14 protein-coding genes and 1 pseudogene are annotated in these 17,933 nt (G+C 60.1%); 6 read left to right on the top strand and 9 right to left on the bottom strand.

The genetic code is table 11. The features are described 5' to 3' along the window. Positions 1–173: 173 nt before the first annotated feature. From VLA07_RS01965 to VLA07_RS01945, 5 genes are all read right to left on the bottom strand, one after another. On the bottom strand, positions 174–875 hold the full coding sequence (locus VLA07_RS01965; RefSeq protein ID WP_003222380.1) for an ABC transporter ATP-binding protein: 702 nt from the start codon (positions 873–875) through the stop codon (positions 174–176). Continuing rightward, complete coding sequence (livG, locus tag VLA07_RS01960) at positions 876–1,643, bottom strand: high-affinity branched-chain amino acid ABC transporter ATP-binding protein LivG (protein ID WP_007969480.1); 768 nt, start codon at positions 1,641–1,643, stop codon at positions 876–878. After that, positions 1,640–2,896, bottom strand: a complete 1,257-nt coding sequence (locus VLA07_RS01955; protein ID WP_007969481.1) for a high-affinity branched-chain amino acid ABC transporter permease LivM — start codon at positions 2,894–2,896, stop codon at positions 1,640–1,642. The genes livG and VLA07_RS01955 overlap by 4 nt, the downstream gene beginning before the upstream one ends. Beyond that, positions 2,893–3,816: a high-affinity branched-chain amino acid ABC transporter permease LivH gene (gene livH, locus VLA07_RS01950; protein WP_047601144.1), complete on the bottom strand. Its 924-nt coding sequence runs from the start codon at positions 3,814–3,816 to the stop codon at positions 2,893–2,895. Before livH ends, VLA07_RS01955 begins: the two co-directional genes overlap by 4 nt. A gap of 230 nt (positions 3,817–4,046) precedes the next feature. Next, positions 4,047–5,174: a branched-chain amino acid ABC transporter substrate-binding protein gene (locus VLA07_RS01945; RefSeq protein WP_047601142.1), complete on the bottom strand. Its 1,128-nt coding sequence runs from the start codon at positions 5,172–5,174 to the stop codon at positions 4,047–4,049. A 351-nt stretch (positions 5,175–5,525) separates the two neighbouring features. Here VLA07_RS01945 and VLA07_RS01940 point away from each other — a divergent pair, with 351 nt between their 5' ends. Together VLA07_RS01940 and VLA07_RS01935 are read left to right on the top strand one after the other, a co-directional pair. Further along, entirely contained in the window at positions 5,526–5,831 is a 306-nt protein-coding gene (locus VLA07_RS01940; protein ID WP_047292130.1) for a DUF2288 domain-containing protein, read from the top strand. 158 nt (positions 5,832–5,989) lie between these two features. Further along, positions 5,990–6,175 (top strand): annotated as a pseudogene (locus VLA07_RS01935) (hypothetical protein); the annotation flags it as partial. Between the two features lie 110 nt (positions 6,176–6,285). Here VLA07_RS01935 and VLA07_RS01930 read toward each other — a convergent pair. Then, complete coding sequence (locus VLA07_RS01930; RefSeq protein ID WP_333988321.1) at positions 6,286–8,484, bottom strand: hypothetical protein; 2,199 nt, start codon at positions 8,482–8,484, stop codon at positions 6,286–6,288. Between the two features lie 195 nt (positions 8,485–8,679). Between VLA07_RS01930 and VLA07_RS01925 the strand changes: the two genes are divergently transcribed. Continuing rightward, positions 8,680–9,576, top strand: a complete 897-nt coding sequence (locus VLA07_RS01925) for an NAD(P)-dependent oxidoreductase (protein WP_178085263.1) — start codon at positions 8,680–8,682, stop codon at positions 9,574–9,576. Here VLA07_RS01925 and VLA07_RS01920 read toward each other — a convergent pair. Both VLA07_RS01920 and VLA07_RS01915 read right to left on the bottom strand, forming a co-directional pair. Beyond that, positions 9,467–11,749, bottom strand: a complete 2,283-nt coding sequence (locus VLA07_RS01920) for a putative bifunctional diguanylate cyclase/phosphodiesterase (RefSeq protein WP_115988066.1) — start codon at positions 11,747–11,749, stop codon at positions 9,467–9,469. The genes VLA07_RS01925 and VLA07_RS01920 overlap by 110 nt on opposite strands. A 148-nt stretch (positions 11,750–11,897) precedes the next feature. After that, a complete protein-coding gene (locus tag VLA07_RS01915; protein WP_027614387.1) occupies positions 11,898–12,266 on the bottom strand; it encodes a YkgJ family cysteine cluster protein in 369 nt (122 codons plus the stop codon). 301 nt (positions 12,267–12,567) lie between these two features. Between VLA07_RS01915 and VLA07_RS01910 the strand changes: the two genes are divergently transcribed. After that, entirely contained in the window at positions 12,568–13,917 is a 1,350-nt protein-coding gene (locus VLA07_RS01910) for a spinster family MFS transporter (protein ID WP_333988320.1), read from the top strand. A 162-nt stretch (positions 13,918–14,079) separates the two neighbouring features. Here the strand turns inward: VLA07_RS01910 and rapA are convergent, their stop codons facing one another. Continuing rightward, complete coding sequence (rapA, locus tag VLA07_RS01905; protein WP_333988319.1) at positions 14,080–16,926, bottom strand: RNA polymerase-associated protein RapA; 2,847 nt, start codon at positions 16,924–16,926, stop codon at positions 14,080–14,082. 252 nt (positions 16,927–17,178) lie between these two features. On the opposite strand from rapA, the gene VLA07_RS01900 reads away from it, so the two are divergent. Further along, positions 17,179–17,520, top strand: coding sequence for a hypothetical protein (locus VLA07_RS01900; RefSeq protein ID WP_003222394.1), 342 nt, complete (start codon positions 17,179–17,181; stop codon positions 17,518–17,520). A gap of 112 nt (positions 17,521–17,632) precedes the next feature. Continuing rightward, a complete protein-coding gene (locus tag VLA07_RS01895; protein ID WP_096797040.1) occupies positions 17,633–17,794 on the top strand; it encodes a hypothetical protein in 162 nt (53 codons plus the stop codon). Positions 17,795–17,933: the final 139 nt, after the last annotated feature.

Here is a 17,933-nt window from a genome sequence, read left to right as displayed (position 1 = left end):
TTGTGTGGGAGCGGGCTTGCTCGCGAAGGCGTAGTGTCAGACACCATTGATGTCGGATGACACAGCGCTTTCGCGAGCAAGCCCGCTCCCACAGGGGATCTGTGTTGGATTCAATCTATCTGCCAGGCACAAAAAAACGGCCCGAAGGCCGTTTTTCTGTTCAGCGAAAAGCCTCAACCGCCGAGGTACGCCTCGCGCACTTTCGGGTCGGTCAGCAGCGCTTCACCGGTGCCTTGCATGACCACGCGACCGTTCTCCAGAACGTACGCACGGTCAGCGATTTTCAGCGCCTGGTTGGCGTTCTGCTCGACCAGGAACACCGTTACACCGTCCTTGCGCAGCTGTTCGATGATGTCGAAGATCTGCTGGATGATGATCGGTGCCAGGCCCAGCGACGGCTCGTCGAGCAGCAGCAGTTTCGGCTTGCTCATCAGCGCCCGGCCGATGGCGAGCATCTGCTGTTCGCCGCCGGACATGGTGCCGCCGCGCTGGTTGAAGCGTTCTTTCAGGCGCGGGAACAGGCCGAGGACCTTGTCCATCTGCTCCTGATAGTCGCCCTTGTCGGTGAAGAAGCCGCCCATGGACAGGTTCTCTTCGACGGTCAGTCGGGCGAACACCCGACGACCTTCCGGCACCACGGCGATGCTCTTGCGCATGATCTGCGACGAGTCCTGGCCGACCAGTTCCTCACCCATGTAGCGGATGCTGCCGCTGTGCGCCTGCGGCGAACCGCAGAGCGTCATCAGCAGCGTGGACTTGCCGGCACCGTTGGCACCGATCAGGGTCACGATCTCGCCCTGGCGGACTTCGACGTTGACGCTGTGCAGGGCCTGGATCTTGCCGTAAAAGGTGGAAACGTTTTCGAACTGCAGCATTTACGCTTCCCCCAGGTAGGCTTTGATCACTTCAGGATTGTCGCGGATCTGTTCCGGCGTACCGTCAGCCAGAGGTGTGCCCTGGTTGATCACGACGATGTGGTCGGAAATGCTCATGACCAGTTTCATGTCGTGTTCGATCAGCAGCACGGTGACGTTGTGCTCTTCACGCAGTACGCTGATCAGCGCCTTGAGGTCTTCGGTTTCCTTCGGGTTCAGACCGGCGGCCGGTTCGTCGAGCATGAGGATCCGCGGACGGGTCATCATGCAGCGGGCGATTTCCAGGCGCCGTTGCTGACCGTAGGCCAGGGTGCCGGCGGTACGGTTGGCGAACTCTTTCAGGTTGACCTTTTCCAGCCAGTATTCGGCGTATTCCATGGCCTCGCGTTCGCTCTTGCGGAACGCCGGGGTCTTGAACAGGCCGGACAGGAAGTTGGTGTTCAGGTGACGGTGCTGGGCGATCAACAGGTTCTCGACCGCCGTCATGTCCTTGAACAACCGCACGTTCTGGAAGGTGCGCACCACGCCCTTGAGGGCGATCTTGTGCCCCGGCAGGCCCTGGATCGGCTCGCCGTCCAGCAGGATGCTGCCGCCCGAGGGCTGGTAGAAACCGGTCAGGCAGTTGAACACGGTGGTCTTGCCCGCGCCGTTCGGCCCGATCAGCGCCACCACTTGTTTTTCCTTGACGGTCAGGGCCACGCCATTGACCGCGAGCAAGCCGCCGAAGCGCATGCTCAGGTTTTCAACCTTCAGGATCTCGCGGCTCATTTTCGCAACTCCATGTGTGGGCGTTGCATCGGCAGCAGACCTTGTGGACGCCAGATCATCATCAATACCATCAGCGCACCGAACATCAACATCCGGTATTCGCTGAACTCACGCATCATTTCCGGCAACAGGATCATCACCACGGCCGCGAGAATCACGCCCAGTTGCGAGCCCATGCCACCCAGCACGACGATGGCGAGGATGATCGCCGACTCGATGAAGGTGAACGATTCCGGCGTCACCAGACCCTGACGGGCAGCGAAGAAGCTACCGGCGAAACCGGCGAAGCTCGCACCCAGGGTGAACGCCGACAGCTTGATGATCGTCGGATTCAGACCCAGTGCACGGCAGGCGATTTCATCTTCACGCAGCGCTTCCCACGCACGGCCGATCGGCATGCGCAGCAGGCGGTTGATGATGAACAGCGCTGCCAGCGCCAGCAACAGGGCAACCAGGTAGAGGAAGATCACCTTGTTGATCGAGTTGTATTCGAGGCCGAAATATTCGTGGAAGGTTTGCATGCCTTCCGCCGCTTTGCGTTCGAAGGTCAGGCCGAAGAACGTCGGTTTCTCGATGTTGCTGATGCCGTTCGGACCACCGGTGATATCGGTCAGGTTACGCAGGAACAGACGAATGATTTCGCCGAAACCGAGGGTCACGATCGCCAGATAGTCACCGCGCAGACGCAACACGGGGAAGCCCAGCAGGAAGCCGAACGTCGCCGCCATCAGGCCGGCAATCGGCAGGCAGATCCAGAAGCTCAGGCCGTAGTAGTGCGACAGCAGCGCGTAGCTGTAGGCGCCGACGGCGTAGAAGCCGACGTAACCCAGGTCAAGCAGACCGGCCAGACCGACGACGATGTTCAGACCGAGGCCGAGCATCACGTAGATCAGGATCAGCGTGGCGATGTCCACCGCTCCGCGGGAGCCGAAGAACGGCCACACCAGTGCACCGAGGATCAGCGCAATGATGATGTAGCGTTGCGTGGTCGGCAGGGTCAGGAAGTTGCTGGCCTTGGCCGGGATCAACGGCAGGCCCGGCGAGGATTTCCACGCCTTGCTGATCTGCTGGTTGAACAGCACGCGCAGGAACATCAGCACCGAGCACACGGCGATGGTCGCCAGAATGGCCGGGCTGGTGCCGTGCACTTCGAGGTTGATGCCGACGATGGTCAGTTTCAGACCGAGTACCGGGTAGGCCACGGCCCACACCAGCAAGGCACTGAACAGTGCCTGTTTAAGATTCCTAGTCATACTTTCTCAACCTCCGGACGGCCCAGAATGCCGGTCGGACGGAACAACAGCACCAGAACCAACAAGCCGAAAGCCACGACGTCCTTGTACTGGTCGCCGAAGATATCGGCGCCAAAGGCTTCCGCCACCCCAAGCACCAGCCCGCCGAGCATCGCGCCGGGGATGCTGCCGATCCCGCCGAGTACCGCAGCGGTGAAGGCCTTGAGGCCGACGAGGAAACCGGCGTTGGGGTTGATCACGCCGTACTGCATGCTCAGCAGCACAGCCGCAACGGCTGCCAGCGCGGCACCGATGACGAAGGTCAGGGCGATGATGTTGTTGGTGTTGATGCCCAGCAGGTTGGCCATCTTGATGTCTTCGGCGCAGGCGCGGCAGGCGCGCCCCAGGCGAGAGCGGGAGATGAACAGCGTGAGGCCGAGCATGGCGATCAGGGTCACCACGAACACCACGATTTGCATGTAGGAAATCAGCACTTCATGTGCACCACCTGGCCCGATGGAGAAGTTGCCGGGGATCAGGTTGGGGATGGATTTGTCCTTGGAGTCTTGCGCGAGCAGAACCGTGTTCTGCAGGAAGATCGACATACCGATTGCGGAAATCAGCGGGATCAGACGGTTGCTGCCGCGCAGGGGGCGGTAGGCGATCCGTTCGATGCTGTAACCATAGGAACTGGTGACGACGATGCTCGCGATGAACGCGGCGGTCATCAACAGCGGGACGTTGTCGATTCCCATCATGGCCAGCCCGGCGATGGCGATGAACGCCACGTAGGAACCGATCATGTACACCTCGCCGTGGGCGAAGTTGATCATTCCAATGATGCCGTAAACCATCGTATAGCCGATGGCGATCAGGGCATACGTGCTGCCAATGGTCAGGCCATTAACCAGCTGTTGGAAGAAGTGATAGATGTCAGGCATTACAACGCTCCTAAAAACCTGATACGCATTTCACTGGTGGAGTCATTTTCCCGCCCGGCCCCGTGGATCTTTATCCACTTCGAATCCGGGTTTTGCCAGCGAACCGCTGATGACGGTTTTGAGATTTTCAGGTGGGGAGACTGGCGGATCACGCCAGCGCGGCCCATACATTCGTAAAACAAAGCCCACGGCACGCCGTGGGCTTTATTGGCAGTCAGTCAGGGCGCGCCTTACTGAGGCGAAACTTCAGTTTTCGGTTTGCCGAAGTGCCACTCGTAAACCACAAATTTGAAGTCCTTCAGGTCGCCCTTGGCGTCGAAGCTCAGGTCGCCGGTAGGGGTCTTGAAGGTGCCGGCGTGGATGGCTTCGGCCACTTTGGCCGCGTCTTCGGATTTGGCTGCCTTGATGCCTTCGGCAATCACTTCAACCGCCGAGTAGGAAGGGAACACGAACGGGCCGCTCGGGTCTTCTTTCTTCGCCTTGAAGGCATCAGCCAGGGCAACGTTGGCCGGATCCTGGTCGAAGGATTTCGGCAGGGTCACCAGCAGGCCTTCGGAGGACTCTTTGGCGATCTGCGAAATGGAGTCGTTACCCACGCCTTCCGGACCCATGAACTTGGCTTTCAGGCCTTTTTCCTGGGATTGACGCAGGATCAGACCCAGCTCCGGGTGGTAGCCGCCGTAGTAGACGAAGTCGACGTTGGCTTGCTTGAGCTTGGCGATCATCGAGGAGAAGTCCTTGTCGCCGGCGTTGACGCCTTCGAACACGGCGACTTTCACGCCTTTCTTCTCCAGGGTCGCTTTGACTGCGGTAGCGATGCCTTCACCGTATTGCTGCTTGTCGTGCAGTACGGCAACGATTTTCGGCTTCACGTGGTCGGCGATGTAGTTACCGGCGGCAGGGCCCTGGGCGCTGTCCAGACCGATGGTGCGGAAGACCATTTTGTAACCACGGGCGGTGATGTCCGGGCTGGTGGCAGCCGGGGTGATCATGATCACGCCTTCGTCTTCATAGATGTCCGAAGCAGGCTGAGTGGAGCTGGAGCACAGGTGACCGACCACGAACTTGACGCCGTCGTTGACGACCTTGTTCGCGACCGCTACCGCTTGTTTAGGATCGCACGCGTCATCGTATTCAACGGCTTCGAGTTTCTTGCCGTCGACGCCGCCCTTGGCGTTGATCTGCTCGATGGCCATTTTCGCGCCACTGAACTGCATGTCGCCGTATTGGGCTACAGGACCGGTTTTAGGGCCGGCGATACCGATCTTGATGGTGTCAGCGGCGAACGAATGGCTGGCAACCCCGGCCAGAACCATAGCGGCAAACAGTTTGGAAATCTGCTTAGTAGCCTTAGTCATAGTGCTCCACTCTTACTGTTGTAATTTTTTTGAGTTCTGGCGCCGTAGCAGCAGAACCGGGTCAGATATCTTTGCGATACCCTCCGGAAATGCCCCCGGCAACTGTACCGGTACAGTGTAGAGCGCCGGTTGTTGGCCTGGGAAGCAGGCGCCGAGGGGCAAAACTTGGAGGTGTCGCATTTTTGAATGAAAAAGACAGAATTGCGGCGGGGCTTTCGTGGGCATATATCCCAAACACCAGCATTCCTTGGCGTTCCTGCTCTTTTCGTTCGGTGAAGCCATTTGCAACCGGGTTTTTCTGCCGGACCACCGACGTTATCATTCGCGTCGATTTCTTTTCCGGACAGTCCCATGAATCAAGAACCTAGCACCCTCTATGCCAAGCTGCTTGGTGAAACCGCATCTATTACCTGGAAAGAGCTGGAGCCGTTCTTCGCCAAGGGTGCCCTATTGTGGGTCGACCCAGCCCTGGATTTGATCGCCGCCGCCGAGGCCGTGGCTTCGGATGATGGCGAGAAAGTCGCCGCCTGGCTGGCCGAGGACAAGGTCGCCAAGCTGTCTGAAACGCGGGCGCTGGATATTTTCGAACGTGATCCAGCGCTGTGGGCGGTGGTGGTGAGTCCGTGGATTCTGATCCAGGAAAGGGCGGTCGCCTAAGTCTGCGCACCTTTGTGGTGCGCCTGACCAGCAGCGAAAAGTGTGTAGCCGAGTAGCGTGATGGCACGTTGCCGTAGAGAAAGGCCACAAGCGTGGGTGGCCTCACGGTGACGTAAACGTAACGGGAACAGTTTATTGAGCAGCCTGAGGGCTGCTTNCAGGTTGCGACCGCGACGGAAGAACAGTCGGCGGTGACCGAGGAGATCAACCGCAACGTGCAGGGGATTTCCGATCTGGCCCGGGCGACGGCGGGCGAGGTGCGGGCGTGTCGTGAGGATTGTCAGATGTTGCAGAAGCTGGCGGATGATCTGGCACGGCACATGGGTGGGTTCAAGCTGTCCTGAGAGATGTGTTGTTTGAACTGACGCTATCGCGAGCAGGCTCACTCCTACAGAGGAACGCATTCCAACTGTAGGAGTGAGCCTGCTCGCGATAGGGGCAACTCGGATCTGGATCAGACCGAGTAAGTCTTCCCGGTATGGTTATTCAGCGAAATAACCTTGGTCTTGCCGATCCTGTGACGGTAGATCTCGCGCAGGTACTTGATCGACTTCTTCACGCAATCGCGCGACAGGCGAATGTCGTTGATCGAGACGAACTTGTCCTTGTCGTTGATCAGCTCGCGGTACTTCTTCTCGTACATCGGCTTGATCGCGTACCAGTTGGTGTCGAGGATCTTCGCCGGGTTCTCGAACTCGTTGAGCAGATCGTCGATGCGGCCTTCGTCGAAGTCTTCATTGATGATGAAGTCGAGGATCGAGTTGTCCAGAGTCTCGTCAAAACGGTACGGGGTCTTGGCGAAGCAGCGCTTGATGAACGCCACGATCAACGTCAGGAAGTCGTCCGACAGGCAGGGGCTCTTGGCGATCAGGGTGGTCAGCGACAGGTTGGCCGAGGCACCGATCACCAGCGCATAACGCTTGAGCGTGGTATTGGGGAACAGGCTGTTGAGGTGGGTCTTCAACCGGTTCAGGTCCATGTACGACAGCTTGTAGTCTTTGGGCAACGAGACGATCGACACCACCGACGAGCAGTTCTTGAAGAAGTGCAGGTCGTGCAGCGCGGCGGCGTCGTAGCCGGAATTCTTGTACTGCTCCAGCGAGGCGCGATAGCGCTTGGATTCGATCGGCAGCAGGCTGATGCCTTCGATGGCCTGGGTGACTTTATTGAAGTGCGGCAGGTCGATCGAACGGAAGAACAGGTCATCGATGTTCAGACGCTGTGGCTCTTTGTCGAACACCTTGAACTTGTCGCTGCTCGGCGGCGGGGTTTCCGGCACCACCGATTCGGCGTAGGCAATCGCCACCGGGCCGGCCAGACTCATGAACAGGTCGTTGGCATCGAGGCGAATGGTTTCGCCGATGTCGATGCCGGCGCGGCGGAAGTAGTTCTGGTCGTAGTCGGTGGTCACCGCCTGCGCCGTCAGAATGTTGAAGATCTGCTGCGAGATGTACTGGTTGGCGTGCTTCTCCATCGCATTGACATCAATGTTCTGGATGTTGCCGTCATCGCTCTCTTCGGCGTAACGCATGATGTCGTTGGAGATCAGCATCATCGCGTTCCATGGGCGGATACGGCCCATGACGCTGGCTTCGCTGCTGTCTTCATTGGCGAAGTTGTAGGAGAAATCCCATTCCTCCGACAGGTATTTGCACAGCAGGCGTCCGGCGTTGATGTGCAGCGCCTCGGACATTTCACTGCGGTGATCGGAAATGTTCGGCAGCACGCAGATGCCGCTGGTGAAGATCGGCTCGAACACGAACGAATGTCCGCTCTTGCCGTCGTGTTCGTCCATCGGCTTGGTGTCGAACGTCTTGTTCATGTACGAGTGCTGCTGGGCCAGACCGAATTCCGAAGCCATGCCCGAACCGGTACCGCCGCCGGCACTGAAGATCGAGAAGTACAGGCGCGACTGGTTGGCCTTGATGCCGCAGCTGTCGATCAGGTACGAGTGGATCATTTTCCAGTCAGGGCTGGAGAAGCGTTGGGTGTCCTTGTTGAGGATGATCTTCGCCAGATACTGGCCGAGGATCGGCGCGTTACCGGCGCCACCGGCGTGGACTTCGGACAAGTCCATGATCTTCATTTTGCTGTAATCGCGCAGGAAGCCGCTTTTCTCGCCCTTGCGCGAGAAACGGATGCGCCCGGCGATGTCCTTGTCGAGGTCGCCCAGCATCACCAGCGGTTCGACGAGGAACACCGGTTTGCTCGACTTGTTGGTGCCGATCCGCAGGTTGTTTTTGATCCACTGCGCCGGGCTGTAGCCCTTGTCGGCCAGACGGCGGTCAGCAGCGCGGTCTTCGTTGTTGAATTCGTTGAGGTAGAACTTGCGCGCGTTGTACACCAGCTCCGCGACATCGAGGGCGATGTTCGAGCCGCAGCGACCGAGGCCGATCAGGCACACCGACGGAAACTCCTGATCGTTGTGCTGTTCGTTGTCGCCTTCCAGGTGCGGTGGACGCGGGAACACCAGATCACGCAGGCCATCGAGGTTGTCGAGGATGCGGTCGGTGTTGGTTTCGGTGTAGTACAGATATTGCTGAGTGCCCAGCGGGCGCGAGGGAGGCAATGGCTTCGATGATGACGGGCTGTTTGCGGCAGGGCTCAGGGGCAGATCGGATACCGCAGTGGCGGGATTGTTTTTAGAAGTCATTGTGCGCCATATACCTGGACTGGTTGGTCCGCTGACCAGTGTCAGCGAGCCTCACGGAATAAGATCTCGCGTCTTTTATTGCGCGAATTTGGCCCGGGCGTCAGGGGCTTGGCCTGATCGTCGCACGGGGGAATCCTTTCCTGATCGCTCATGAATCGGCCATTATTCAGTGATCTTTAATCAAAAAGAGGCGAAATGATGTCAACGCTCCCTTCGTTGGGTTTTGCCGGAATCGGCCTGATGGGCCTGCCGATGTGCCGCCGTTTGCTGGCTGCCGGCTACCCGTTGACCGTGTGGAATCGCAACCCGGCCAAGTGCGCGCCACTGGTCGAAGCCGGCGCCCGGCAGGTGGCAAGCCCCGCTGAACTGTGCGAACACGCGGACGTGGTGATGCTCTGTCTGGCCGACACGGCGGTGGTGCGCGAGGTGGTGTTTGGCGCCGGGGGTGTCGCTGAAGGTGCGAAAAGCGGCCAGTTGCTGGTGGACTTTTCCAGCCTCGAACCGACCGCTACCCGCGAAATGGCCACCGAGTTGGCCGACAAGACCGGGATGAGCTGGCTCGACTCACCAGTGTCCGGCGGCGTGGTGGGTGCCGAGGCCGGCAGTCTGGCGATCATGGTCGGCGGCGCGGTGGCGGATCTGGAGCGGGTGCGCCCGGTGCTGCTCAGCCTTGGTCAACGGGTCACGCACATGGGTGGCATCGGCGCCGGGCAAGTGACCAAGGCCTGCAACCAGATGATCGTCGCCTGCAATGCGCTGGTGATCGCCGAAGTAGTGGCGCTGGCCGAACAGGCCGGAGTCGATGCGAGCCTGATTGCCGAAGCGCTGGCCGGTGGTTTTGCCGATTCGAAACCGTTGCAGATCCTCGCCCCGCAAATGGCCGAGAGCCGTTTTGAACCGGTGAAATGGCACGTGCGCACGCTGCTCAAGGATCTCGATACCGCAGTGAAATTCTCCCGCGAACAAGGCTCGGCCACGCCGATCAGCGGATTGGCCGCACAATTGATGCGCCTGCATGGGGCGCAGGGCTTTTTGCAGAAGGATCCAGCGACACTGGTACAAATGTACCGCGCGCCAGACTCAACGGATTGACTGCATGCGAGTGTTTGCGCTGATTGATTTCTTCCAGCACCGGGCGTAACTCGTCCAGCGGCACCGGGCGGCTGAGCAGGTAGCCCTGAATGAAATCGCAGCCTGAGCGCTCGAGGAATTCGTACTGTTCCAGGCTCTCCACGCCTTCGGTCACCACCTGCAAATGCAGGGTGTGGGCCATGACGATGATCGCCTGGACGATCTCCATGTCGGCGGTCGCCGTGGGAATGTCGAGGATGAACGAGCGGTCGATTTTCAGCGTATTGAGCGGCAGGCGCTTGAGGTAGGCCAGCGACGAATAGCCAGTGCCGAAGTCGTCGATCGACAGCGAGACGCCGAGAGCGCGGATCTGCCGCAGTAGCACCAGGGTGTTGGCGATGTTGCCCATCAGCGCGTTTTCGGTGACTTCCAGTTCCAGCCGTTCCGGCGCAACGCCAGCGCTGCGCAGTGCGCTTTCGATCTCATCGGCCAGCTCTTCCCGGGCAAGGTTGAGCGGCGAGCAGTTCCAGGCGATTTTCAGGTCGTTGCAGCCATGCCGGGTCAGTTCGCCAAGATCGGTGCAGGCCCGGCGCAGCACCCAGTTATCCAGTTCGGCGATCAGGCCATTGGTTTCGGCAATCGCGATGAAGCGATCCGGGGCCAGCAAGCCATGCACCGGATGCTGCCAGCGGATCAGCGCTTCGAGTTTGGTCACTCGACCGGTTTTCAGTTCGAAGATCGGTTGGTAATACAGCGTCAGCCCGTTTTCTTCGCGCAGGGCCTGGCGCAGTTCTTCTTCCAGTTGCAGTTCGAGGCTGGCGCGGGTCTTCATGTTGGCACTGAAAAAATGCAGGCCGTTACGCCCGGCGCCCTTGGATTGATACAGCGCCAGATCCGCGTGCTTGAGCAGTTCTTCGCAGGTGGTGCCGTCGTCGGGGAACAGGCTGATGCCGATGCTGGTGGTCATCACCATACGGCGGCCGGCCAGTTCGATCGGCTCCTTCATTTTCAGCATGATCCGTTGCGCCATGTTGCGCGCTTCCTCACGTTCACGCAGGCTGATCAGGATGCAGAACTCGTCACCGCCGAAGCGGGCGACCACGTCTTCATGGCTGCGCACCGAGCCTTTGATGTGATTGGCGATGACTTTGAGCAGGGCGTCGCCGGCGTCATGGCCGAGGCTGTCGTTGATTCGCTTGAAGTGGTCGATGTCGAGAAACATCACCGCGAGCATGCCGCCTTCGCTGGTTTTCTGGTTGAGTTTCTCGGCGAAAAGCTGGTTGAAACCGCGGCGGTTGATCAGGTTGGTCAGCGCGTCGTAATTGGCCACTTGCTGCAATGACATCCGCGCCTGATCGAGCTGGCCGAGCAGGGCGTTGACCCGGCGCAGATCGTGTTCCTTGCTTTGCAGTTTCTTGTCGGCCAGTGCCGCGCTGATCGCGCTGCCGAGAATCAGCAGGATGATCAATGCGACGGTCAGGCCCAGTTGCAGGTAATTGGTTTCGCCGCTCAGGGTCGGTGCTGCGCCCTCGGGCACCACCAGATTCAACGCGGCCATGCCGGTGAAGTGCATGCTGATGATGCCGGCGCCGAGGATCACTGCGGCGGTGTATTTGAGCAACTGATGAAAACGGCCGCTGCCTTCACGCAGATAACCGGCGACCCACAGCGCGGCGAAGCTGGCGCCGATGGCAATCACGATCGACAGGCAGAACAGCAGCGGCTGGTAATACGCAGTGGCCACCGAGTGCATCGCCGCCATGCCGACGTAATGCATGCCGGCGATGCCCAAGCCAATAACGATGGCGGTTTTCAGGTATTGCATCAGCGAGGGTTGAGGCACGCTCAGGGTGTGCATCGCCAGCCATGAGGCGAGCAGGGCGATCACCAGGGAAAACAGAGTGGTGGCCAGTTCGTAATGGATTTCCAGCGGCGCCTGGAATGCCAGCATGGCGATGAAGTGCATGGCCCAGATGCCGCCAGCCAGGCAGGTGGCGCCGATCCAGCGCCAGACCCGTTGCGAACCCGGATCTTCGGCGTGGCCAACCCGCTCGGCCATGTCGAGGGTGGCAAAACTCGCGGCGCAGGCGACCAGATAGGCCACCAGCACCAGCAAGGGATTGTGTGTGCAATCGAGAATGACCTGCCCGCTCTGCGGCAGCTCGGTAACAAACTGCAAACCAAGCCACTCCATAGCATCCCCGTCTGTGAAGTCGTCCCTGCTGCGTCAGCAACGCAGGCGAATGAGAGGAGTATAGAGGCGGTTTTTGCCATGCAAGCGGTAGTGGCACATTGGCGCCAACCATTTCGGCATGAGCCTTATAGCGATTGGCGCTAAACCATCAGGCGGTTTGGTCGTAAGGGATCTGATTCCATTCCGGTTCGAGCGGCGGCAAGCCGAAGCGGGCGCGCGCCTTGTCGCAATCGACATTCTGTTCGCCGTATTCCCAGGAAGCATCGAATTCGCGGCAGGGACTGGAGCGTTGCTCGTAAATCGAGCACTGCACGTTACTGCCCACTTCACCGATCAACGCCGTACACCGCGGCGATTTGCAGTCGGTGCCGTTCATCGCTACCCGACTGGGACTGATCTGCGTCACCAGTTCATCGGGCACCGTACCGCCGGAGGAGGCGCATTCACCCCAGAAAAAAGACACGCGAAAATGGGAACAGCAGGCACCGCAATTCAGACACGGACTGACTTCGGACATGGGGAGGGTATCAAAGGGGTTGATCGGCGAATCCGGACGGATCCGGCGGCTATTCTAGGCTTCGCCATGAACTTGGGAAGGGGGGCGCGAAAGTATTTTTTTGTAGCCGGGTTTTGCCGCGAAACCCCCGGTTTATGGGGGATTTCAGTGTTATCAAGGGCTTACGTTTCGTTACAGTGCCATGGCCCGTTATCAGGCTGACGAATGATCACAGACAGCCCCGGCAGGCCTGTCTAGATTGCAGGTTCCGGGCTCGGATGCGTCGGCAGTGAAGCCCACATAACAATAAAGAGACGGACCCATGCAGAACTCGACCCAAGCGGCGAATGCCTGGCGCATTCTGTTCCTGTTGTTCCTTGCCAACCTGTTCAATTTCTTCGACCGCACCATTCCGGCGATCATCATCGAGCCGATCCGCATGGAATGGCACCTCAGCGATTTTCAACTGGGAATCGTCGGCACCGCGTTCACCCTGGTTTATGCGATCGCCGGCCTGCCGCTGGGGCGCATGGCCGATACCGGTTCGCGCAGCAAACTGATGGGCTGGGGCCTGGCGACCTGGAGCGCGCTGACCGCGGTCAACGGGCTGGTCGGCAGTTTCTGGAGTTTTCTGCTGGTGCGCATGGGCATCGGCATTGGCGAGGCCAGTTACGCGCCGGCCGCCAACTCGTTGATCGGTGACCTGTTCCCGGCGCACCGTCGGGCGCGGGCCATGGGTATTTTCATGCTCGGCTTGCCGTTGGGCCTGCTGCTGGCGTTCTTCACCATCGGCGCGATGGTCAAGGCCTTCGACAGCTGGCGCGCGCCGTTCTTTATCGCGGCGGTGCCGGGGCTGATCCTCGCGGTGTTCATGTTCTTCATCAAGGAACCCAAACGCGGCGCGGCGGAAACCGTGCAGGTGTCCCAAGAGAGAGTCGACAAGCCTATCCGCCGGGTGCTGGCGGTGCCGACATTCCTGTGGCTGGTGATGGCCGGTTTGTGCTTCAACTTCGCCACCTATGCCTGCAACTCGTTTCTGGTGCCGATGCTGCAGCGCTACTTCCTGATGCCGTTGCAGGAGGCGGCGGTGGCGACCGGCGTGATCGTCGGTGTCACCGGGTTGATCGGTCTGACCCTCGGCGGCTGGATCGCTGACAAGATTCATCAACGAGTCGCCAACGGTCGGCTGCTGTTTGCCGGCTTCAGCCTGATCATCTCGACCCTGTGCACCGCGTGGGCGCTGCATGCCGGACGGGTCGAGATCGGCGTGTTCGTCGCGGTGTTCAGTGTCGGCTGGCTGTTTGCCTATAACTTCTACACCTGCGTGTACACGGCGATTCAGGACGTGGTCGAACCACGCCTGCGGGCCACGGCGATGGCGCTGTTCTTTGCCGGGTTGTACCTGCTCGGCGGCGGCTTGGGGCCGGTGGTGGTGGGGGCCTTGTCCGACCATTTCGCCAAATCGGCGATGATTTCGGCAGGCGCCGAACAGATGACTGAGGCGTTCAAGGCTGTGGGGCTGCATGACGCGATGTACCTGATTCCGGTGGCGCTGTTCTTGACCATGGTGTTTCTGTTTCTGGCGGCGCGGTGTTTTGTGCGCGATGCGCAGCGGATGAGGGAGGGGTTGGTGGCTGTGGTTGAGCCTGATGTTTCTGTGGCGACTGCATAACCGCCTTCGCGAGCAAGCCCACTCCCACATGGGAACGCATTCCAAACTGTGGGAGCGGGCTTGCTCGCGAAAGGGCCATCAGCATCAGCCGATAAATACCAGACAAACAAAAAGGCCCGCATCGCTGCGGGCCTCTTCATTTATAGCGCTAGAGCGGGGGACTTAACCCGCCACCAGCACCCGGATCGCTTCCAGACGCAACGCCGCTTTATCGAGCATCGCCAGACCCAGTTCACGCTGCTTGCGCAACGCATCCAGTTCGCTGTCGCGCACGGTCGGGTTGACTGCTTGCAACGCGGTCAGGCGCGCCAGTTCTTCGTCGGTGTCCGCCGCCAGACGACGACGGGCCTCGGCCACGCGCTCGGCGTGACGCGGGGTGATCTTGTCTTCACCAGCGTTGATCCGTGGCGTCAGCTGATCGCGCTGGGCCTGGATGAACTTGTTGGCGCTGGCGCGGGGCACGCTTTCCAGTTGATCGTTCAAGGTTTCGAACGAGACGCGGGCCGACAGATCGTTGCCGTTGGCGTCGAGCAGGCAGCGCAGGGCGGCCGGCGGCAGGTAGCGGCCCAGTTGCAGCGAGCGCGGTGCAACCACTTCGCTGACGTAGAGCAGTTCCAGCAACACCGTGCCCGGTTTCAGCGCCTTGTTCTTGATCAGTGCGACGGCGGTGTTGCCCATCGAGCCGGATAGCACCAGGTCCATGCCGCCCTGCACCATCGGGTGTTCCCAGGTGATGAACTGCATGTCTTCGCGCGACAGCGCCTGGTTGCGGTCGTAGGTGATGGTCACGCCTTCGTCATCGCCCAGCGGGAAGCTGGCGTCGAGCATCTTCTCGCTCGGCTTGAGGATCAGGGCGTTTTCCGAATGGTCTTCGCTGTCGATGCCGAACGCGTCGAACAGGGTTTCCATATAAATCGGCAGGGCGAACTGATCGTCTTGCTCAAGGATGTCCTCGACCAACTGATCGCCTTCGCCCGAACCACCGGAGTTCAGCTCCAGCAGACGGTCGCGGCCGGTGTGCAGCTCGGCTTCCAGACGCTCACGCTCGGTGCGCGCTTCGTCGATCAGCGCTTGCCACTCACCGTCGTCGGCTTCTTCAAGCAGCGGCAGCAGGCGCGGGCCGAACTGATGCTGCAAGGCGTTGCCGGTCGGGCAGGTGTTGAGGAACGCGTTCAGGGCTTCGTGGTACCACTGGAACAGGCGCTCTTGCGGGCTGGTTTCCAGGTACGGCACGTGCAGTTCGATGATGTGCTTCTGGCCGATCCGGTCGAGACGACCGATACGCTGCTCAAGCAGGTCCGGGTGCGACGGCAGATCGAACAGCACCAGGTGGTGAGCGAATTGGAAGTTGCGACCTTCACTGCCGATTTCCGAGCAGATCAGCACTTGCGCGCCGAACTCTTCGTCGGCGAAGTAGGCGGCTGCGCGGTCACGTTCAAGGATGTTCATGCCTTCGTGGAACACCGTGGCCGGGATGCCGGAGCGCACGCGCAGGGCGTCTTCCAGGTCCATCGCGGTTTCGGCGTGGGCGCAGATCACCAGCACTTTGGTGCGCTTGAGCATTTTCAGCTGATCGATCAGCCACTCGACGCGCGGGTCGAATTTCCACCAGCGCTGTTCTTCGCTGGCGTCCGGCTGGGCCTGGAAGCTGACTTCCGGGTACAGCTCGGCGTGATCGCCCAGCGGCAGTTCGAGGTATTCGTCCGGGCATGGCAGCGGGTACGGGTGCAGTTTGCGCTCCGGGAAACCCTGCACGGCGGCGCGGGTGTTACGGAACAGCACGCGGCCGGTGCCGTGGCGGTCGAGCAACTCGCGCACCAGACGGGCGCTGGCTTCGCTATCGCCATCGTTGACCGCAGTCAGCAGGGCTTCGCCTTCGTTGCCGAGGAAACCGTGGATGGTCTTGTGCGCTTCCGGCGACAGGCGCCCTTTGTCGAGCAGTTCCTGAACGGCTTCAGCCACCGGGCGATAGTTCTCACTCTCGGCGCGGAACGCGGCCAGGTCATGGAAACGGTTCGGGTCGAGCAGGCGCAGACGGGCGAAGTGGCTGTCCTGACCGAGTTGTTCCGGGGTCGCGGTGAGCAGCAGCACGCCGGGAATCACTTCAGCCAATTGTTCGACCAGCGAGTACTCGGGGCTGGCCTTGTCTTCGTGCCACACCAGGTGGTGGGCTTCGTCGACCACCATCAGATCCCAGCCGGCGGCGAACAAGGCGTCCTGCGCCTTCTCGTCTTCGACCAGCCACTCCAGGGCAACCAATGCCAGCTGGGTGTCTTCGAACGGGTTGGTGGCATCGCTTTCGATGAAGCGTTCTTCGTCGAACAGCGCGACCTGCAGGTTGAAACGGCGGCGCATTTCCACCAGCCACTGGTGCTGCAGGTTTTCCGGCACCAGGATCAGTACGCGGTTGGCGCGGCCCGAGAGCAGTTGGCGATGGATCACCAGACCGGCTTCGATGGTTTTCCCCAGACCCACTTCGTCCGCCAGCAGAACCCGCGGCGCGATACGGTCGGCGACTTCACGGGCGATGTGCAACTGGTGCGCGATCGGTTGCGCACGCACGCCGCCCAGGCCCCAGAGCGAAGACTGCAACTGGCGGCTGGTGTGTTCCAGGGTGTTGTAGCGCAGGGAGAACCACGACAGCGGGTCGATCTGCCCGGCGAACAGACGATCGCTGGCCAGACGGAACTGAATGAAGTTCGACAGCTGGGTTTCCGGCAGGGTGACGGCTTCGTTCTGCCCGTTGAGGCCGTGATAGACCATCAGCCCGTCGACGTCGTCGACTTCGCGCACGGTCATCTTCCAGCCTTCGAAGTGAGTAATGGTGTCACCCGGCGAGAACCGTACGCGGGTGAGGGGCGCATTCCGTAGCGCGTACTGGCGGGTTTCGCCAGTGGCCGGGTAAAGCACGGTCAACAAGCGGCCGTCCTGTGCCAGAACGGTGCCTAAACCAAGCTCTGCTTCGCTGTCACTGATCCAGCGTTGCCCCGGTTGATACTGCTGCGCCATGCTGCCTGACTCCCACCTTGAAAAAGCGGGCTATCTTAACGGAATGCAGGCTTCAGGGCCAAAGATTACTGGGCAGAAGCTACCGCAGACAGCGATCTTCTGATCTTTGGAAACACTTGAGTTTTGTGATGTCCGATTAAAAGATCGCAGCCTGCGGCAGCTCCTGCAGTGCCAACCCGATCACAGATTTGCGACGGATGGCTCAAGGCGCCTTTGCCGCAGCCGATAGCCTGCTGACAGGAGACCCTTTATATGCTGCCACCGATGCTCCCCCTGAGCGCTGTGCCGATCACTTCCCAGCAGGATCCGATTCGCCAGCGGCCGGACATTCCTCCGGTGGTGCCGGTGCAGGAAAGCTCCAACGAAAGCACGATTGATCTGCAAAAACGCGACCCGGAAGAGGATCGACTGCTGGCGCGCGAGGAACAGCGCCGTCAGCAGGAACGTGATCGCCGCCGCCGCGAAGCCGACGAAGACCCGGAAGAGCATCTGGCCGTGCCGGGCACCGAGCTGAATGCCGACAACACCGTGCCGGTGGTGCCGCTGATGGAAGATCAGCCGCGTCAGGGCTTGTGGGTCGATATCGAGATCTGAGTCTGCTTATTTACATCAATTGTTGTCGAGCGCTGGCGTCAGGCTGCATGATTGGCGCAGTCCTGCCTCTGATGCGGCAGTTGTGTTTTCTTCAAGTGATGCGCTGAACGTCATGAGCCAAGATGAAAAACTGATCGACCTCGGCACCGAGCGCGCCAAGCGTGTGCATGATCTCAACGAAAAGCGGCTGAACGAAGTGCGCAAGGCCTTCGAGCAAGCCATGCCGTTGGGAAAAGCTCAGAAAAAGCCGAAAAAGAAACCGAAAAAGCGTTGATCTTCCCCTGCATCCTTTGATGCAGGTCAGTTATTTTCCCGCCTTTGCCTTCTGTGTTGTCCGGACTTGATCCTGGTCAATTTCTGCGCCTGCGCGATTGGTTAACTTAGCTCCATCGCAGCAAAGCAGGGGCCAGGAG

This window comes from Pseudomonas sp. S3(2024) (assembly GCF_036861315.1).
Classification (GTDB): domain Bacteria; phylum Pseudomonadota; class Gammaproteobacteria; order Pseudomonadales; family Pseudomonadaceae; genus Aquipseudomonas; species Aquipseudomonas putida_A.
This window is presented reverse-complemented; position numbering and strand designations above follow the sequence as displayed.

Excerpts from the sequence above, each read along its gene's own strand:
- livH (WP_047601144.1), bottom strand. The coding sequence starts at position 3,816 with ATGCCTGACATCTATCACTTCTTCCAACAGCTGGTTAATGGCCTGACC.
- livG (WP_007969480.1), bottom strand. The coding sequence starts at position 1,643 with ATGAGCCGCGAGATCCTGAAGGTTGAAAACCTGAGCATGCGCTTCGGC.
- rapA (WP_333988319.1), bottom strand. The coding sequence starts at position 16,926 with ATGGCGCAGCAGTATCAACCGGGGCAACGCTGGATCAGTGACAGCGAA.
- VLA07_RS01920 (WP_115988066.1), bottom strand. The coding sequence starts at position 11,749 with ATGGAGTGGCTTGGTTTGCAGTTTGTTACCGAGCTGCCGCAGAGCGGG.
- VLA07_RS01965 (WP_003222380.1), bottom strand. The coding sequence starts at position 875 with ATGCTGCAGTTCGAAAACGTTTCCACCTTTTACGGCAAGATCCAGGCC.
- VLA07_RS01945 (WP_047601142.1), bottom strand. The coding sequence starts at position 5,174 with ATGACTAAGGCTACTAAGCAGATTTCCAAACTGTTTGCCGCTATGGTT.
- VLA07_RS01900 (WP_003222394.1), top strand. The coding sequence starts at position 17,179 with ATGCTGCCACCGATGCTCCCCCTGAGCGCTGTGCCGATCACTTCCCAG.
- VLA07_RS01925 (WP_178085263.1), top strand. The coding sequence starts at position 8,680 with ATGATGTCAACGCTCCCTTCGTTGGGTTTTGCCGGAATCGGCCTGATG.
- VLA07_RS01910 (WP_333988320.1), top strand. The coding sequence starts at position 12,568 with ATGCAGAACTCGACCCAAGCGGCGAATGCCTGGCGCATTCTGTTCCTG.
- VLA07_RS01955 (WP_007969481.1), bottom strand. The coding sequence starts at position 2,896 with ATGACTAGGAATCTTAAACAGGCACTGTTCAGTGCCTTGCTGGTGTGG.
- VLA07_RS01940 (WP_047292130.1), top strand. The coding sequence starts at position 5,526 with ATGAATCAAGAACCTAGCACCCTCTATGCCAAGCTGCTTGGTGAAACC.
- VLA07_RS01895 (WP_096797040.1), top strand. The coding sequence starts at position 17,633 with ATGAGCCAAGATGAAAAACTGATCGACCTCGGCACCGAGCGCGCCAAG.
- VLA07_RS01915 (WP_027614387.1), bottom strand. The coding sequence starts at position 12,266 with ATGTCCGAAGTCAGTCCGTGTCTGAATTGCGGTGCCTGCTGTTCCCAT.
- VLA07_RS01930 (WP_333988321.1), bottom strand. The coding sequence starts at position 8,484 with ATGACTTCTAAAAACAATCCCGCCACTGCGGTATCCGATCTGCCCCTG.